General features: G+C 61.5%; 16 protein-coding genes. 6 read left to right on the top strand and 10 right to left on the bottom strand.

Features of this window, described 5'->3' with window-relative positions; translation table 11 throughout:
- Nucleotides 1-2 precede the first annotated feature (2 nt).
- Nucleotides 3-224, bottom strand: a complete 222-nt coding sequence (locus tag Q1A91_RS06870) for a twin-arginine translocase TatA/TatE family subunit (RefSeq protein ID WP_299874795.1) — start codon at nt 222-224, stop codon at nt 3-5.
- 174 nt (nt 225-398) lie between these two features.
- Between Q1A91_RS06870 and Q1A91_RS06865 the strand changes: the two genes are divergently transcribed.
- Complete coding sequence (locus Q1A91_RS06865) at nt 399-1,073, top strand: YafY family protein (RefSeq protein WP_299874793.1); 675 nt, start codon at nt 399-401, stop codon at nt 1,071-1,073.
- A gap of 201 nt (nt 1,074-1,274) precedes the next feature.
- Here Q1A91_RS06865 and Q1A91_RS06860 read toward each other — a convergent pair whose 3' ends face one another.
- The 5 genes from Q1A91_RS06860 to Q1A91_RS06840 all read right to left on the bottom strand — a co-directional run bounded on the left by Q1A91_RS06860 (nt 1,275) and on the right by Q1A91_RS06840 (nt 5,226).
- On the bottom strand, nt 1,275-1,643 hold the full coding sequence (locus Q1A91_RS06860; protein WP_299874790.1) for a Lin0512 family protein: 369 nt from the start codon (nt 1,641-1,643) through the stop codon (nt 1,275-1,277).
- Nucleotides 1,636-1,998 carry a Lin0512 family protein gene (locus tag Q1A91_RS06855; RefSeq protein ID WP_299874787.1) on the bottom strand — a complete coding sequence of 121 codons (363 nt, stop codon included), beginning with the start codon at nt 1,996-1,998 and terminating at the stop codon, nt 1,636-1,638. The genes Q1A91_RS06860 and Q1A91_RS06855 overlap by 8 nt, the downstream gene beginning before the upstream one ends.
- Nucleotides 1,991-3,094, bottom strand: coding sequence for an ABC transporter ATP-binding protein (locus Q1A91_RS06850; protein ID WP_299874785.1), 1,104 nt, complete (start codon nt 3,092-3,094; stop codon nt 1,991-1,993). Before Q1A91_RS06850 ends, Q1A91_RS06855 begins: the two co-directional genes overlap by 8 nt.
- 221 nt (nt 3,095-3,315) lie before the next feature.
- Nucleotides 3,316-4,437 (bottom strand): hypothetical protein, encoded by a 1,122-nt coding sequence (locus Q1A91_RS06845; protein WP_299874782.1) that lies wholly within the window; start codon nt 4,435-4,437, stop codon nt 3,316-3,318.
- A gap of 9 nt (nt 4,438-4,446) precedes the next feature.
- Nucleotides 4,447-5,226 (bottom strand): SDR family oxidoreductase, encoded by a 780-nt coding sequence (locus tag Q1A91_RS06840; RefSeq protein WP_299874780.1) that lies wholly within the window; start codon nt 5,224-5,226, stop codon nt 4,447-4,449.
- Nucleotides 5,227-5,361: 135 nt separating this feature from the next.
- On the opposite strand from Q1A91_RS06840, the gene Q1A91_RS06835 reads away from it, so the two are divergent.
- The 5 genes from Q1A91_RS06835 to Q1A91_RS06815 all read left to right on the top strand — a co-directional run bounded on the left by Q1A91_RS06835 (nt 5,362) and on the right by Q1A91_RS06815 (nt 11,429).
- Nucleotides 5,362-6,375, top strand: coding sequence for a Hint domain-containing protein (locus tag Q1A91_RS06835; RefSeq protein ID WP_299874777.1), 1,014 nt, complete (start codon nt 5,362-5,364; stop codon nt 6,373-6,375).
- Between the two features lie 72 nt (nt 6,376-6,447).
- Nucleotides 6,448-8,067, top strand: a complete 1,620-nt coding sequence (locus Q1A91_RS06830; RefSeq protein ID WP_299874774.1) for a peptide chain release factor 3 — start codon at nt 6,448-6,450, stop codon at nt 8,065-8,067.
- Nucleotides 8,064-8,813 carry a hypothetical protein gene (locus tag Q1A91_RS06825; protein WP_299874771.1) on the top strand — a complete coding sequence of 250 codons (750 nt, stop codon included), beginning with the start codon at nt 8,064-8,066 and terminating at the stop codon, nt 8,811-8,813. Before Q1A91_RS06830 ends, Q1A91_RS06825 begins: the two co-directional genes overlap by 4 nt.
- Complete coding sequence (locus Q1A91_RS06820) at nt 8,810-9,757, top strand: glycosyltransferase family 2 protein (RefSeq protein ID WP_299874769.1); 948 nt, start codon at nt 8,810-8,812, stop codon at nt 9,755-9,757. The genes Q1A91_RS06825 and Q1A91_RS06820 overlap by 4 nt, the downstream gene beginning before the upstream one ends.
- A 139-nt stretch (nt 9,758-9,896) precedes the next feature.
- The gene (locus tag Q1A91_RS06815; protein ID WP_299874766.1) at nt 9,897-11,429 is read left to right on the top strand and encodes a DEAD/DEAH box helicase; all 1,533 of its coding nucleotides are present in this window, start codon (nt 9,897-9,899) and stop codon (nt 11,427-11,429) included.
- Between the two features lie 430 nt (nt 11,430-11,859).
- Here the strand turns inward: Q1A91_RS06815 and Q1A91_RS06810 are convergent, their stop codons facing one another.
- From Q1A91_RS06810 to Q1A91_RS06795, 4 genes are all read right to left on the bottom strand, one after another.
- Nucleotides 11,860-12,399, bottom strand: a complete 540-nt coding sequence (locus tag Q1A91_RS06810; RefSeq protein WP_299874763.1) for a hypothetical protein — start codon at nt 12,397-12,399, stop codon at nt 11,860-11,862.
- A gap of 115 nt (nt 12,400-12,514) precedes the next feature.
- Nucleotides 12,515-14,182 (bottom strand): ribonuclease J, encoded by a 1,668-nt coding sequence (locus Q1A91_RS06805; RefSeq protein ID WP_299874760.1) that lies wholly within the window; start codon nt 14,180-14,182, stop codon nt 12,515-12,517.
- A gap of 5 nt (nt 14,183-14,187) precedes the next feature.
- Nucleotides 14,188-14,961: a type III pantothenate kinase gene (locus tag Q1A91_RS06800; protein ID WP_299874755.1), complete on the bottom strand. Its 774-nt coding sequence runs from the start codon at nt 14,959-14,961 to the stop codon at nt 14,188-14,190.
- A gap of 12 nt (nt 14,962-14,973) precedes the next feature.
- Nucleotides 14,974-15,717, bottom strand: a complete 744-nt coding sequence (locus tag Q1A91_RS06795) for a biotin--[acetyl-CoA-carboxylase] ligase (protein ID WP_299874752.1) — start codon at nt 15,715-15,717, stop codon at nt 14,974-14,976.
- Between the last annotated feature and the right edge of the window lie 7 nt (nt 15,718-15,724).

Genomic DNA, 15,724 nt, shown 5'->3' with positions numbered 1-15,724 from the left:
GGTTACACCTTGTCTTTGGGTTGTTCCGCGTCGGTCGCGGTGCCTTCGATCTCTTCCGCCTGGTCGGCCAGTTCGCTTTCGCCGTCCTTGATGCCTTTCTTGAAGCTGGTGATGCCTTTGCCCACTTCGCCCATCAGCCCTGAAATCTTGCCACGGCCAAACAGCACCAGCACGACGATCGCGATCAGCAGAATGCCCGGCAATCCGATATTTCCGATACCCATGTCTCTCTCCTAAGGTTTGCCACGGGCGGTTTTGGCGCGCGGCTTCAGCGCAGACACTAGAAAAGCCGGAGGGAGGGGCAAAGGTGGATTTGCCAAGGCGGGACCTGAAACACGGTGTTTTTGGGGGACGTGAGATACTTGATCTGCACTCCTGACAAGTTTATGTCAGTTGTCATGGGCAAACAGAGCATTCACCAGCGCGCCGACCGGTTGTTTGAGCTGATGCGCCTGCTGCGCGGCGGCGGGGTGCACCGGGCGGAGGATCTGGCGGCGCGGCTGGAGGTTTCCGTGCGCACGATCTACCGCGATGTGGCGCGGTTAGAGGCCAGTGGTGTCGCGGTCAGCGGGACGCGGGGGACGGGGTATGTGCTGCGCGATGAGATGACCCTGCCCCCGCTGAGCCTGAGCGCAGAGGAAATCGAAGCGCTGAACCTGGGGCTGGCGGTGCTGAGTGAAGCAGGCGATGACGGGTTGCGCCGCGCGGCGGGCAGTCTGGCGGGCAAGATTGACGATGCCCTGCCGGCCGAAGGGCTGGCGCAGCGCGATGCGTGGAAGACGGCCTTTGTGCCATTCGCCGATGCCGGGCGGACCCTGGCGCATCTGCCGCTGCTCCGCTCCGCCATTGCCGCGAAACAGAAGGTCGCGCTGACCTATACCGGGCCGTCAGGCGACGTGACGCGGCGGGTGATCCGCCCTTTGCGCACCGACTACGTGGCGCGCAGCTGGACGCTGACCGCCTGGTGCGAGTTGCGCAACGACATCCGGGAGTTCCGACTTGACCTCATCGAGAGCGCCGAAGCCCTGCCGGAACTGTTTGTCGAGGACAGTGGCACTGGCCTGCACAGCTGAGCGCCATGGGCCGATGATAGTCTCCCCCCTTCACAACCGGTGCCTGCCACATCGCCTCCCACGACACGGCGCATGACCACGCACCGTCCTGCCCCCTCTTTTTGGCCAAAAATATCCCTGCACAGCATCAGCCACAGGCCGACCATCGCCTGTGAAGCGCCGCCCTGCCAACCCCCTTGAAAATGCCGCGAAACCCGCAGGCTACCCCTTGCGGCGCCATCCGGTTTGCAGCGGCAGGAAGGCTTCCACGCTGGCCTGCGCGATCACGATGGTATCGCCGCCTGTGGGCACGTTCAGACCGCCGTGGACCACCTCCACCGTTGCCTTGCCGCGCGGCAGCTTGGCCACCAGCGCCTCCGCATCCACTCTGTCCGGCTCCTGCACACCCACGGTCACCTGAACGCGCATCTCTGCGTGGCTCAGCCCGGTGACAGAGAAAAGCGGCAGGGACGAATGACGAAAGGCATCCTCAATCGCGCGGGCGGCGGCCTTGGTATAGTCCATCCCGTGCAGGTCGTTGCCCATGCCCATTTCGATGATGACGCGGTGATCTGTGGGGGCTTCAGCCATGGGATTTCTCCATCTCAAACCCGACGGACAAGGCGACGTTTGCCATGATGGTGGGATGACCGCTGCCCTCCTGTCCTGCGGGGCGCGGTGTGTCCAGCCCGCCTTTGCAGACGCGGACGGTGACATTGCCATAAGGGAAGACCGCTTTCAGCGCCTCCACATCCACGCGGTCCGGCTGCTGCACACCCACGTCGAGGGTGATCTGCATGTCGGTTTTGTCAAATCCGAACAGTTCTGCCAGGTTGATCGAATTGTGCCACAGCGCGTCCTTGACTGCGCGCTCCGCCGCCTGGGTGTAATCGCCCCGGCGCAGGGAGGTGCCCATGCCGAATTCGACCAGTAGTGTTTCAGCCACGTTTCTCTCCTCCGCTTGCGGGAAATACAAAACACCGGTCGCGGCGGACCGTCAGCCACATCACCGCACCGGGCTGTGGCAGAAAGACATTGGGCACTGTGGCGCGCAGGGTGGTGGCGTCGTGGTCCATGACGAACTCCACAAGGCTTTCGTTGCCCATGAACCGCGACCGCGCGACCACCGCGCGCGCGGGCGTGCCATCGGTCGCTGTGGGGCGCGGCCCCTGCCCGGCGCGGTCAAAATCGATGCGCAGGTGCTGCGGGCGAAAGACGATGTCCACATCCGTGCCATCGGGCACGCCGGGGGCCAGAAAATCACCAAAGACCGTGGGGGCCAGCGCCCCCTGAACCGTCGCCTGCAACACATTGGCGTCCGAAAAGAACGCCACCGCCGCCCGGTCGATGGGGCGCGTGTAGACGTTGTAGGGCGCGCCTTGCTGCACGATCCTGCCGTCGCGCATCAGAGCGATCTCATCGGCCATGCGCATGGCCTCTTCGGGTTCATGGGTGACCAGCAGGACGGCGGTGTCCTCTTCCTTCAGGATCGCCAGCGTGTCATCCCGGATGCCGTCGCGCAGGCGGTTATCCAGGCCGGAGAACGGCTCATCCATCAGCATGATGCGAGGCCGTGGGGCCAGTGCACGGGCCAATGCCACACGCTGTTGTTCACCGCCCGACAGCTGGTGCGGGTAGCCGTCGATGAAGCGCAGAAGGTCCACCCGGTCGAGCAATTCTGCAATGCGCTCGCGTTTCTGCCCTTTGGTGCCCTGGCGCAGGCCATAGCCGACGTTGTCCGCCACGCTCAGGTGCGGAAAAAGCGCAAAGTCCTGAAACATCAACCCGATTTCGCGCTGCTCCGGCGGCAGCCGGAAAATGGTGTCGCAAATCAGCTTGCCATCCACGTGGATGGTGCCGCTGTCCTGCATCTCAACCCCGGCGATCATCCGCAAGGTGGTGGATTTGCCGCAGCCCGAGGGGCCCAGCAGACAGGTCACCTGCCCCGGCATGATCCGCAGCGATACGCCGTCGACCACGGTACGCCCCGCAAAGCTGCGGCGCAGGTCCTTGATTTCGAGCCGGGGCGTGGGGGCGTGCATGGGTTTCCGAGTAAATGACTTGGGAATGCAGCTATCAGCCCGGGACTATGCCCGCAAGTATCGGCAGGTGTATCCAGCTGCAATCGCAGTGCAGGGATATTTTTGGCCAAAAAGAGGAGCCAGGACAGTGGTAAGGCGGCAAGCGTGATTGCGCGCGGCCGTGTGGAGGGCACCGGCGGAGAAGGGGTGAGGCCATTTCTGGGCGGTCTGCGGAAGCGGGGTCAGGGGATCAGGGTGAAATCGCTGTGCGCCACGTCGACACCATTGACCTGCAACACCACCTCATGTCGGCCGGGGTGGAGCGTGAAGGTGGTCGCATCCCCTTTGAGCTTATGTGCCTTGCCGAGGGTCAGGGGTTTGCCTGCTGTGATTTTGGCCACCTTCAGTTTGAAGACTTTTTCAGCCGTCTTGCCATCGGGGCGGGCGAAGCGGATGCGGTAGTCCACGATCACCGGCAGGTCCTGATCTGCGGTGAGCGTGCAGGACAGCGGCAGTGCCGTGCCAATCGCGATGTCTGCGGGACCGGTATCAAGGCTGGCCGTGACCGGCACATCGCCACGGTACCCCAGATGCGCCAATGCGCCCTGATGCCCGACCTTGATCAAGGTGCGCAGCGCGTGGCGGGACATCCAGTCCAGTTCCTTGGGCGTTTGCCTGCCCTGCGCGTGCCAGTCTTGCAGCAGGTCCAGCACCACATCGGGGTCGGTCTTGGTGATATCATTCAGGTGGTTGGCGACAGATCTTGTCACATAGCGGGTCGGGTCCGCGTGCAGTATCCTGATCAGCGGCACACGCTGTTCGGTCGCCAGCGTCACCGCACTGGCCCATGGCAGGCGGGGGCGTGTGCCTTCGCTGACCAGTCGGCGGACATGGTAGTTGTCGTCCGTGGCCCATTGGTTGAGCCGCGCCAGCGTCTCGCGCGGCCAGCGGTTGAGGAAGGGGCGGATGTAGAACTCCATCGAGAACCGCTGCGTGCCTGCGTAGAGCAGGTCAAGCGCGCGATCACGGTGGTCCTCCAACCCGTGCCGCACGGCGAGGATGCCGGGAAGCGCGTGGATGAAATGGCCGAAGTCATCGTCTGTCAGCGTGGGATCGAGGGGCGCAGGCATGGCCGCTTCAAGCTGGGCGGCCATGGTGGGAAAATCCGCCGACAACTGCGGCTCCAGACAATCGGCCATCCAGTCAAGCCGCCCCATCAATTCCCGGTCGGGAAAGCCCGACAGCGCCTCTGACACGAAACGCTCTGCGTCAAAATCGGGCAGGCCAGCGGCATATTCTGCCGCCAGTTGCGCCACCGTGTCCGCGTTGAAGAGATGATCCTTCAGCAGAAATTTCTCAGCCATCGTAACACCTTACATGGTGATGTTGGTGCCGCCGCCATCCAGCAGGATGTTCTGGCCCACGATGAAGCCCGCATGCACCGAACACAGGAAAGCGCACGCCTGGCCAAACTCCTGCCGCGTGCCGTAGCGGCCTGCGGGGATTGTGGCCTGGCGGGCCTGGCGTGCTTCATCCAGCGTGATGCCCTGGGCTTTGACCACAGCCCCGTCCAGCGCATCGGCACGGTCGGTGGCGTGGATGCCGGGCAGCAGGTTGTTGATCGTCACGCCCTTGCCTGCCACCTGCCGCGACGTCCCCGCGACATAGCCCGTGAGCCCGGTGCGCGCGGCGTTGGACAGGCCCAGCACCCCGATGGGCGCGCGCACGGATTGGGAGGTGATGTTCACCACCCGGCCCCAGCCGCGATCCATCATCGCGGGCACCAGCCCTTTGATCATCGCGATGGGGGCCAGCATGTTGGCGTCCAGCGCTGCAATGAAGTTTGAACGATCCCAGTCATGCCACATGCCGGGAGGGGGGCCGCCTGCGTTATTGACAAGGATATCAACGCCCTCTGCGGCTTTGAGGACCAGCGCCTGCCCCTCTTGCGTGGCGATGTCGGCGGCGACTGTGGTGATGGTGACGTCATATTCCTGACGCAGCCGGTCGGCGGAGGCGTCCAGCGCCTCGGCCCCGCGTGCATTCAGGACGAGGTCCACCCCCGCTGCCGCCAGCGCCTCTGCGCAGCCCAGCCCGAGGCCTTTGGAGCCTGCACAGACAAGCGCTTTTTTCCCTTTGATGCCGAGATCCATCAGACGATTCCTTTTGCTGTTTGCCAATTGGTATCACGGGTCTGCCCAGATGCCAGCAGAAGGCCGCATTGTTGACCGAGACGGGCCATCTTCATAGGCTATCCCGTGGCGCAGCCACAGCCATACGGAGAGATCATGGCCCACACCCGCCCTGCCCCTGCTCAAAGCGTGCCGGTTTTCCGGGCGTCGGATATGGTTGCCACGGATGGGGCGAATATGGGCGATACGTTGTCCTTTGCGGCTGAGCTGATGCTGGACGATATTTACGAGCTGCAAAGCGGTGCGGCGCAGGCGCGGCTGTCCCTGCTGCCGTTAGGCCCCACTCGGTTCCGGGTGGCGGATGACACGCTGATCAGCACACCGGGCGCGGAGATTTTTCTGGACAGTGCCTTGATGTTCATGTCGCCCGACGGGCAGACGCAAGAGGCGCTGTTGCTGGTCGAGGTCGATGATCAGGGCGATGTGGCCGATATTTTCCTGCTGCCGCTGGCCGGGTTGGAGACAAAGACGGAATACCGGATTGTCGGCATTGATACGGAAACGGCGGAGCAGAAGTTCGGGCAGGTTGCCTGCGTGTCCTTCACCCGTGGGACGCATATCACGCTGGCTTCCGGCGAACAGCGGCTGATTGAGGATCTGGTTGTCGGTGACCGGGTGCTGACCCGTGATGATGGCGTGCAGCAGATCCGCTGGATCGGGCAGAGCACGGTGCGCGCGGTCGGGGCCTTTGCGCCCATTGTGATCGAGGCCGGGACGCTCAACAACGATCAGGACCTGATCGTCAGCCCGACGCACCGGTTGTTTATCTATCAGCGTTCCGATGAGGTTGGCGCGGGGCGGTCGGAGCTGCTGGTGCAGGCCAGCCATCTGGTGAATGGCGACACGGTGCGCGTTCAGGATGGCGGGTTTGTGGATTACTTCCAACTTCTGTTTGACAGCCATCAGATTATCTATGCCGAAGGGATTGCCGCGGAATCCATGCTGATCGACACCCGCACGCGGGTTGTGTTGCCGCAGGATGTGTCGGCGGCGATGGGAGAGGTCATTCCCGGCCATTCAGATCTGCCGCATGCCGGGCTTGAGGTGTCGGAGAGCCTGCTGGACCGGCCCGATGCAGCGGAATTGCTGCGCAAGGCCAGCGCGCGGTGATGGTGGCCACAGCGGTGGGATAAATCCCACCCTACGCTTGCCGCATCAGACTGCCCCGGATATACGCGCCTCATGTTGGATACCCCGAATAACCGCCCGCCTTTGCCGCCTGAAATTGCGCGCCGCAGGACTTTTGCGATCATCAGCCACCCGGACGCCGGCAAGACCACGCTGACGGAGAAATTCCTGCTGTTTGGCGGCGCTATTCAGATGGCCGGACAGGTGCGCGCCAAGGGCGAAGCGCGGCGCACACGGTCGGATTTCATGGCGATGGAGAAGGATCGCGGCATTTCCGTTTCAGCCTCCGCCATGTCGTTTGATTTCTTGAGCGGGCCCACGAACTACCGGTTCAATCTGGTGGATACGCCGGGCCACTCGGATTTTTCCGAAGACACCTATCGCACGCTGACCGCCGTAGACGCCGCCGTGATGGTGATTGACGGGGCCAAGGGTGTGGAAAGCCAGACGCAGAAGCTGTTTGAAGTCTGCCGGATGCGGGACCTGCCGATCCTGACGTTTTGTAACAAGATGGACCGCGAAAGCCGCGATGTGTTTGAGATCATTGACGAGATTCAGGAGAACCTCGCCATTGACGTCACCCCCGCAAGCTGGCCCATCGGCATCGGGCGCGACTTTATCGGGTGTTATGACATCCTGCGCGACCGGCTGGAACTGATGGACCGCGCGGACCGCAACAAGGTGGCTGAGAGCATCGAGATCAACGGGCTGGACGACCCGAAACTGGCTGAACATGTGCCAGCGGCCCTGTTGGAGAAGTTGCAGGAAGATCTGGAGATGGTGCGCGAATTGATGCCGCCACTGGATGCGGAACTGATGGCGGAAGGGTCTTTGACGCCCATTTGGTTCGGCTCTGCGATCAATTCCTTCGGTGTGAAGGAACTGATGGAAGGCATCGCGCGCTTCGGGCCAGAGCCGCAGATCCAATCCGCAGAACCACGTCAAATTCTGCCCGAGGAAACAAAGGTTTCCGGCTTTGTCTTCAAGGTGCAGGCGAACATGGACCCCAAGCACCGCGACCGGGTGGCGTTTGTGCGTCTGGCGTCGGGACACTTTCAGCGCGGCATGAAAATGACCCATGTGCGGTCGAAAAAGCCGATGACGATCAGCAGCCCGGTGATGTTTCTGGCCTCAGACCGGGAGTTGGCGGAAGAAGCCTGGGCCGGTGACATCATCGGCATTCCCAACCACGGGCAGTTGCGCATTGGCGACACGCTGACCGAAGGCGAGGCATTGCGGGTGACGGGTATTCCATCGTTTGCGCCGGAATTGCTGCAAGGGGTGCGCGCGGGCGATCCGTTGAAGGCGAAACACCTTGAAAAGGCGCTGATGCAGTTTGCCGAGGAAGGTGCTGCGAAAGTGTTCAAACCCTCCATCGGGTCGGGGTTTGTCGTGGGCGTTGTGGGGCAGTTGCAGTTTGAAGTGCTGGCCAGCCGGATAGAGCTGGAATACGGGCTGCCGGTGCGCTTCGAAGCCTCGCAGTTCACCTCCGCCCGGTGGGTGAACGGTGAGCGGCAAGCGGTTGATAAATTTACCGAAAGCAACAAGCAGCATATCGCCCATGACCATGACGGGGACATTGTTTACCTGACGCGGCTCCAGTGGGACATTGACCGGGTGGAGCGGGATTACCCGGATGTGCGCCTGACGGCGACGAAGGAAATGATGGTGTGAGCGCCGCGCCTGACCTCCATCAGGGCGGTTTTGCAGGTCTGCTGAAAGCGCTGGAGAAACGCCAGCGGCGGTTTGATGGTATTGGTGATGTTTTGCCTGCGCCCGAATGCGATCTGCGGGGCATGTTTGACCAGAAAACGGCACCGCCCCTGTCACCGCCCGGCATGATGCCGCGCTATTCGGCGGCGCGCAAATGGGTCAAATTGCAGGAGGAATTCGAAGGGCAGCCAGAGATATTGCACCTGCATGCAATGCTGATTGCCATCGCGCGGCGGGCTGATCCACCCGCCGAAGCGCTGACACTGTTTTTTCGGATCTGGGAAGAACATGGCGCGCGCCTGACCCCGCTGTTAACCGTGCGTTGGCTGATTTCCAGCGCGACGACCTTTGCCGACATCGGCAAGACGGGCGATCAGCGGGCTTGCGGCATGGCCCTGTCGGTGATGTTTGACATGATCAAACTACACGACAGTGAACGCAGGCTGTCCGGGCAACCGGGACGCAAACCTTTCCAACATGTGCGGGCGCGGAAGGTGTTTCCGGTCGCCTTCGGCATGCCGGCCTATTCCTTTACCGGCGGCGATCTGGATCAGAACATGCTCGCCCGGATCTGGCAGCTGTGCGAACGCGATGCGACGATTGAACCGCTTGGCAAGGCGATGCTGCATCATGTCATGACCGACCCCCGCAGCATTTTCGCGCGGGTTCAAGAACTTAAGCGACAGCGCATGGAACGCGGTAAATGAGCGACCGGGGTGTTACTTGGGGCCTCAGCGCCACGATCCTTGCGCCCGCCCAGGACATCCTCGCCTTTGCCGCCTACCATCTGGATGCGGGCGCACATCGCCTCTACCTCTACCTTGATGCCCCCTGCCCGGAGGCCATGGCGCATTTGCAGGCCCATCCCAAGGTGCGCGTCACGCTGTGTGATGCGGCCCATTGGCAAAAGGTGAACGGCGGGCGGCCGGCCAAACACCAGGTCCGCCAGACTGTGAATGCCACCCATGCCTACAACAGGCGGGCGGAGGTGGATTGGCTGATCCATATGGATGTGGATGAGTTTCTGGTCTCTGACCGGCCGGTCGCGGCGCATCTGGCAGGCCTGCCTGCCGATGTCCCCATACTGCGCGTGCGGCCGATGGAGCAGCTTTCCGGTGATGGCACTGTTTTCAAGGGGTTTATCCCAGCCGATGGGCAGCGCGCGGCGATTGTCAGAACGCTTTACCCGAGGTTCGGGGCGCATCTCAAAGGCGGGTTTCTGAGCCATCTGGCAGGCAAGGTGTTTACCCGCACGGGTCTGGACGATGTCACGGTCAAGATCCACAACGCCTTTCAGGACGGGGTGGAATTGAAGGGCGCGGATGTGGTCGCGGGTCTCGATCTGGCCCATTGCCACGCCAAAAGCTGGGACGACTGGCATGCCGCCTACCGCTACCGGCTGGAGAAAGGCGCATACCGCGCGGAACTGGGCCCCAACAAGCCACGCAATCAGGGCGGGATGAGCCTGCATGAGGTGTTTGCCGCCATCGAGGCGAAGGATGGCACGGCGGGCCTGCGCGCGTTTTTTGATGAGGTTTGCGCCGATACGCCCAGCCTCCGCGAGAAATTGGAGGCGAAAGGGTTGCTGAGACGGATCAATCTGGACCTAAATGCAACACTGTCCACGCATTTCCCAAACTGGCGCGGCTGACACGGCATCCATTTGACCGATCAGCATAATCTTGCTATGCCGCGCCATTGTGGAGCGGGTTCTGTCCCGCTGTGAGCCATGCGGGTTCCCACGTGTTGCTGCCGCGGGCCGAGATGTGTCCGCTTCTTACCGGACATATATGACCAAATTTACCGATCTGAAACTGAATCCCAAAGTACTCAAAGCCGTTGAAGAGGCGGGGTACGAAAGCCCAACTCCCATTCAGGCGGGTGCCATTCCGCCTGCCCTTGAAGGGCGCGACGTGTTGGGCATTGCCCAGACAGGCACGGGCAAGACGGCAAGCTTTACGCTGCCGATGATCACCCAGCTGGCACGCGGACGTGCGCGGGCGCGGATGCCGCGGTCACTGGTGCTCTGCCCCACGCGCGAACTCGCCGCACAGGTGGCGGAGAACTTTGATACCTATTCCAAATACGTAAAGCTGACCAAGGCGCTGCTGATCGGGGGCGTGTCGTTCAAGGAACAGGACACGCTGATCGACAAGGGCGTGGACGTGCTGATCGCCACGCCGGGCCGCCTGCTGGACCATTTCGAACGCGGCAAGCTGATCCTCAATGACGTGAAAGTCATGGTGGTGGATGAAGCCGACCGGATGCTCGACATGGGCTTTATCCCTGATATTGAACGGATTTTCGGCCTCACGCCGTTTACGCGCCAGACGCTGTTCTTCTCTGCCACCATGGCGCCTGAGATTGAGCGGATCACCAATACCTTCCTGAGCAATCCTGAGCGTATCGAAGTGGCCCGTCAGGCCACGACGAGCGAGAACATCACCCAAGGCGTGGTGATGTTCAAAGCCTCCCGCAAGGACCGCGAAGGGTCGGAGAAGCGCAAATTGCTGCGCACGATCATCGACGCTGAGGGCGAAAAATGCACTAACGCGATCATCTTCTGCAATCGGAAGACGGATGTGGATGTGGTGGCGAAATCGCTCAAGAAATACGGCTATGACGCTGCACCGATCCATGGCGATCTGGATCAGAGCCAGCGGACACGGACCCTGGACGGTTTCCGGGGCGGTGATCTGCGCTTTCTTGTCGCCTCTGACGTGGCGGCGCGGGGGTTGGATGTGCCTGCGGTGAGCCATGTGTTCAACTTCGACGTGCCCAGCCATGCGGAAGATTATGTCCACCGGATTGGCCGGACGGGTCGCGCGGGCCGCGATGGCACCGCGATCATGATTTGTGTGCCACGGGATGAAAGGAATCTCGAAGACGTGGAACGTCTGGTGCAAAACGCGATTCCCCGGCTCGACAATCCATTGGGTGGTGGGAAGAGGGCCGAGGAAGCTGCGGTTGAGGCGGATGAAAAGCCCAAGACCCGCAGCCGGTCGCGGAAAGCCAAGGTTGAAGAGGTTCCTGCGGTGGAAGATGCTGTGGTTGAAGAAGCCGCGCCAGAGGACAAACCCAAGCGAACCCGCCGCAGCCGCAAAAAAGACGATGCGCCTGCGGAGGCTCCCGTTGTGGAAGCGGAAGCTGAGGCACCCGTGGAGGAGGCTGAGAAGCCGCGCGGTGAGGAGAAGCGCCGGTCACGCGGTGGCCGTGGTCGGGGCCGCGATGGTGGCGGCGGTGGACGCGACAACAAGGTTGTCGGTCTGGGCGATCACACGCCGGAGTTTATCGGGCTGAGTTTTGCGGAGCGGCCGAGCTGAGCAAGCGGTTGATTTAGGGTTTGAAAGGGAGCGGTTTCGCTCCCTTTTTTGTTTTGAACTTTGCCAGCAAACCGATTTTGGCCCCGCAACCCACGCACCGCGCCCCGGGATATCGTCTGCCCCGGGAAGGCGATCTATCTTGTGTTCTCTGCCACTTTATCTTGCAGCGTTTGCGTGTCCTCTCAATGACCCACCCAGCCTATCGAAATCGCCTGCCGTCACGCCAAAGGCGTGCCACCATTCATGGCGCACCTTTGGTGCGACGCGGGGGGCAGACGATGGCCCGGCGGCCACAAGGGCCTTGTTCCGGGCTGGGGTGGTATTCGGGAATGTCTGGTTCGAGCCCTGGCCTGTCGTTAGAACTCCCCCGAGATGCTGTGAGCAAATTCGGCAGGTTGCAGGATTTTACTAAGGTGTTCCACAAAATGTTCTATCTGGTCAGAATCTTAGCCGTTACCGCGGCAATGTTATTGTCGTAACCGCCTTTAGCAATCAGCAATAACCGATCTTTCAGCCATGCTTCGTCCCATAATAGCCACCCCATCTTATCAAAGTGCTCACTGAGAGCATCCCGGGACCGACTCGCTACCTTACCAGCAGCCAAGACCAATCTAATCTTTGGGTTTTCCTGTATCAATCCTCGCTCTGCGAGTTGCTCAATCAGCCTATTGCTAACTACGGAGAATGTTGTTGGCTCATTGAACAGCTTGTATCGGTTTGCATCCTTCTCACTTTGGCCATTGAATGCTGAGACTTTGACACCGTTGCTGTCCAAATAGGATTTGCACTCGACCATCAAGAGTTCGTTGTCCCGACCATTATAGGCAACAACATCAAGCTCCCAGCGCGGACTAGATGGCCGTCCAATTTCAGCCTTCTCTTTCTTGGTCAGTTCGACCTTAAGCGACGGCCGCGTCCAGTATCCCTCTGCCCAGAGAATCTCGCTAATGACGTGTTCAAAGGCATCCATAGCTCAGCAACTCCATCGACCGACTTTCTGTAGATCTGTGATACTCTTTGTCTTGCTCAATAGATTTCAGGCGCACCAACGGCAGCAAAGTCCGCAAAACCGCCAGCCCGCCCCCTCAACTCAACCGACTAACAACCACCGTCACCTCAGGCTTCTTGCCAATCTCATCCTGCGCCGACTGCCGCACCACTTTGCGCAAGCCATCGTTCAGCTTGTCGTCATCCCGCAGCGTCGCTGCTTTCGCGCGGCCCAGCCACTGGCTCAGGTCCGCCTCAAGCACATCGACCAGCGGCGCATTTGAGCGCCCCGTCTCGGCCAGACCCATCGCATCGACCCAAGGCTCGCCCAGCGGCTCGTCCTCGTCATCCATGATCACCGTCACGGTCACATGACCGTTCAGCGCCATGCGGATGCGGTCGCGCACGATGCCGTCCATCGCGCCGATCTGCACAGAGCCATCCAGATACGTGCGCCCGGTCTCGATATACTCAGCCACGGTTGGCGCGTTGCCCGACAGATCAATCATCATGCCGTTCACGGCCAGCACCCCTGCCCGGCCATTGCTTTCGGCCAGTTTCACATGGGCGCGCAGGTGGCGGTGTTCGCCGTGCATGGGGATCACCACCTGTGGTTTGACCACCGCGTGCAGCGTCTCCAGATCGGGGCGGTTGGCGTGGCCTGAGACGTGGTATTTGCCGGAACTGTCATCCACCACATCCACGCCCATTTCACTGAGGTTGTTGATGATGCGGATCACGGATTTCTCGTTGCCGGGGATGGTTTTGGAGGAAAAGAGGAACATGTCCCCTTCCTTCAGCTCAATCCCCTGATACTTGCCCCGGCTCAGCTGCGCGGAGGCCGCGCGGCGTTCGCCCTGGCTGCCGGTGACCAGCAGCATCAGGTTTTCACGCGGGATGCCGCGGGCGTCTTCGGGGCTGACGGTATGGGGGAAATCTTTCATCACGCCGGTCTCAAGGGAGGCTTCGACCATGCGTTTCATCGCACGGCCCAGCAGCACCACCGACCGGCCCGCCTTGTCGGCGGCCATTGCCAGTGTCTGCACCCGTGCCACGTTGGAGGCAAAGGTGGTTGCCACCACCATGCCTTCCGCACTGCTGATCAACGCCTCGATGGGAGCGGCCAAGGTCGCTTCTGACCGGCCCGGCTCCAGCGAGAAGACATTGGTGCTGTCGCAGATCAGCGCTTTGACGCCGTCCTTGCAGACCTCTGCCCACAACTCCGGGTCATAGGCTTCGCCCACGCCCGGTGTCAGGTCAATCTTGAAGTCACCTGAGTGGATCACCCGGCCTTCGGGCGTGTCGATCACCAAAGCAGAGCTTTCCGGGATCGAGTGGCTGATCGGCAGGAAGCCCACCGTAAAGGGGCCGACAGTGGTCTGGTGCGGCCATGCGCTGACCACGTTCAGCGCCTCTTCGGGATGGTGGTGTTCGGCCATCTTGCGCGCGGCGATGTTGGCGGTGAAGCGGCGGGCATAGATCGGTGCCTGTAGCTGTTCATAGGTATGGGCCACCGCGCCCACGTGGTCTTCGTGGGCGTGGGTGATGAACACCGCTTCGATCTGGTCGCGCCGTTCAATCAGCCAGCTGATGTCGGCGATGATCAGATCGACGCCGGGGCTGCCGTCCATGTCGGGAAAGGCCACGCCGAGGTCAACGACGATCAGCCGCTCCTTGCCGGGTTTGCCGTAGCCGTAGACATAGGCGTTCATGCCAATTTCGCCCGCCCCACCGAGGGGCAGATAGATAAGTCGTTCGTTACTCATATGAGTTATGTATTTTCCTTGTTATACCTGTGGATCACGGTCAGCCCGTGCATCGTCAGGTCATCTTCGATCACATCGAAGAGATTTTCGGTTTGCGCAAAGAGCGGGGCCAGCCCGCCGGTTGCGATGATTTTCATGTCTTGATCGCGCTCCGCCTTGATGCGGGCGCAGATTTCCTTGATCAGCCCGACGTATCCCCAGAAGATCCCGGATTGGATACAGGCGACCGTGTTGGTGCCTACTACACCCTGCGGCTTGGTAATGTCCACATGTGGCAAAGCTGCGGCGGCCATATGGAGCGCCTCAAGGCTGAGGTTGACGCCGGGGGCGATCACGCCGCCGACATAGGCGCCGTCGCGGCCTGCCACGTCAAAGGTGGTGGCGGTGCCGAAATCGACCACGATCAGGTTGCCGCCGTGGCGGTCATAGGCGCCTGCGGTATTCACCAGCCGGTCCGGGCCCACGCTTGTGCCTGCATCGACCCGTGGATCGGCCGGCAGCAGGCAATCCGGTTTGCCCACCACAATGGGGCGACAGCCGAAGTATTGATCCGAGAAAACCCGCAGGTTGAACACCACCCGCGGCACGGTGGAGGAAATGATCACATCCGTGATCGCGGGTTCGATCTTGTGGTGGCCAAGCAATGTCGAGAACCACGTGAAATAGGCATCCGACGTGCGTGCATGGTGGGTCGAGGTGCGCATCGAGATCAGCTGTTCCTCTCCATCGTAGATGGAGAAAACCGTGTTTGTGTTGCCGCAATCAATCGCCAGAAGCATGTCTTGTCTCCCTCAGGTGTCGTCGAAATACACATCTGCCGCTGCGATGGCCAGACGCCCCTGCGCAGTGGTCAGCACCAGATTGCCACTTTCGTCCACATCCTCGAAGGTGCCGCGCCAGGTGTCGCGCATGGTGCGGGCGGTGATGATTTCGCCCCGCCGTGCAGCCTTGTCCATCCAGGCAGCCCGGATGGGGGCAAAGCCGTATGTCTGGAATTGCATTTCCAGCGGGGCGTAGGCACTGGCGAGGGCGGCGAGGAAGTCTTCGGGGCCGACGGTGATCCCGAAGGCGGATGTGAGGCTGACGGGACGGACTGCGCCGGGTTCGACTTCGTCCGCACCGGGGGCGGCGATGAGGTTGACGCCGATGCCGATGATCAGGTGAGGGCCTGCGGTTTCCAGCAGGATGCCTGCGACCTTGCCCCCGTTGAGCAACACATCATTGGGCCACTTCAGCGCAAAGGCGTTTGGTTTGCCCGTGACGGCCACAAAGGCTTCGTAGAGCGCGAGGGAGGCGACAAAAGACCTGAGTGCAGCTGTCTGCGGCGGCGCGTTCAGCGGCAGGATCAGGGTGCCCGCGAAGTTCCCGCGCGGCGTAGACCACGCCCGGCCGCGCCTGCCCCGCGCGGCGGTCTGTTCATGCGCCAGCAGCCAGGTGGGGCCGGTGAGCGTCGGCAGCATCTCATGTGCTTCGGAAAGTGTTGATCCGACAGAGTCCCAGACATGCCGCCCGTAACCGTCTGGCCAAATGCTCATGCGGCAC

This window comes from uncultured Sulfitobacter sp., assembly GCF_947500075.1.
GTDB lineage: Bacteria > Pseudomonadota > Alphaproteobacteria > Rhodobacterales > Rhodobacteraceae > Sulfitobacter.
This window is presented reverse-complemented; position numbering and strand designations above follow the sequence as displayed.

Excerpts from the sequence above, each read along its gene's own strand:
- Q1A91_RS06870 (WP_299874795.1), bottom strand. The coding sequence starts at position 224 with ATGGGTATCGGAAATATCGGATTGCCGGGCATTCTGCTGATCGCGATC.
- Q1A91_RS06865 (WP_299874793.1), top strand. The coding sequence starts at position 399 with ATGGGCAAACAGAGCATTCACCAGCGCGCCGACCGGTTGTTTGAGCTG.
- Q1A91_RS06860 (WP_299874790.1), bottom strand. The coding sequence starts at position 1,643 with ATGGCTGAAGCCCCCACAGATCACCGCGTCATCATCGAAATGGGCATG.
- Q1A91_RS06850 (WP_299874785.1), bottom strand. The coding sequence starts at position 3,094 with ATGCACGCCCCCACGCCCCGGCTCGAAATCAAGGACCTGCGCCGCAGC.
- Q1A91_RS06845 (WP_299874782.1), bottom strand. The coding sequence starts at position 4,437 with ATGGCTGAGAAATTTCTGCTGAAGGATCATCTCTTCAACGCGGACACG.
- Q1A91_RS06840 (WP_299874780.1), bottom strand. The coding sequence starts at position 5,226 with ATGGATCTCGGCATCAAAGGGAAAAAAGCGCTTGTCTGTGCAGGCTCC.
- Q1A91_RS06835 (WP_299874777.1), top strand. The coding sequence starts at position 5,362 with ATGGCCCACACCCGCCCTGCCCCTGCTCAAAGCGTGCCGGTTTTCCGG.
- Q1A91_RS06830 (WP_299874774.1), top strand. The coding sequence starts at position 6,448 with ATGTTGGATACCCCGAATAACCGCCCGCCTTTGCCGCCTGAAATTGCG.
- Q1A91_RS06820 (WP_299874769.1), top strand. The coding sequence starts at position 8,810 with ATGAGCGACCGGGGTGTTACTTGGGGCCTCAGCGCCACGATCCTTGCG.
- Q1A91_RS06815 (WP_299874766.1), top strand. The coding sequence starts at position 9,897 with ATGACCAAATTTACCGATCTGAAACTGAATCCCAAAGTACTCAAAGCC.
- Q1A91_RS06810 (WP_299874763.1), bottom strand. The coding sequence starts at position 12,399 with ATGGATGCCTTTGAACACGTCATTAGCGAGATTCTCTGGGCAGAGGGA.
- Q1A91_RS06805 (WP_299874760.1), bottom strand. The coding sequence starts at position 14,182 with ATGAGTAACGAACGACTTATCTATCTGCCCCTCGGTGGGGCGGGCGAA.
- Q1A91_RS06800 (WP_299874755.1), bottom strand. The coding sequence starts at position 14,961 with ATGCTTCTGGCGATTGATTGCGGCAACACAAACACGGTTTTCTCCATC.
- Q1A91_RS06795 (WP_299874752.1), bottom strand. The coding sequence starts at position 15,717 with ATGAGCATTTGGCCAGACGGTTACGGGCGGCATGTCTGGGACTCTGTC.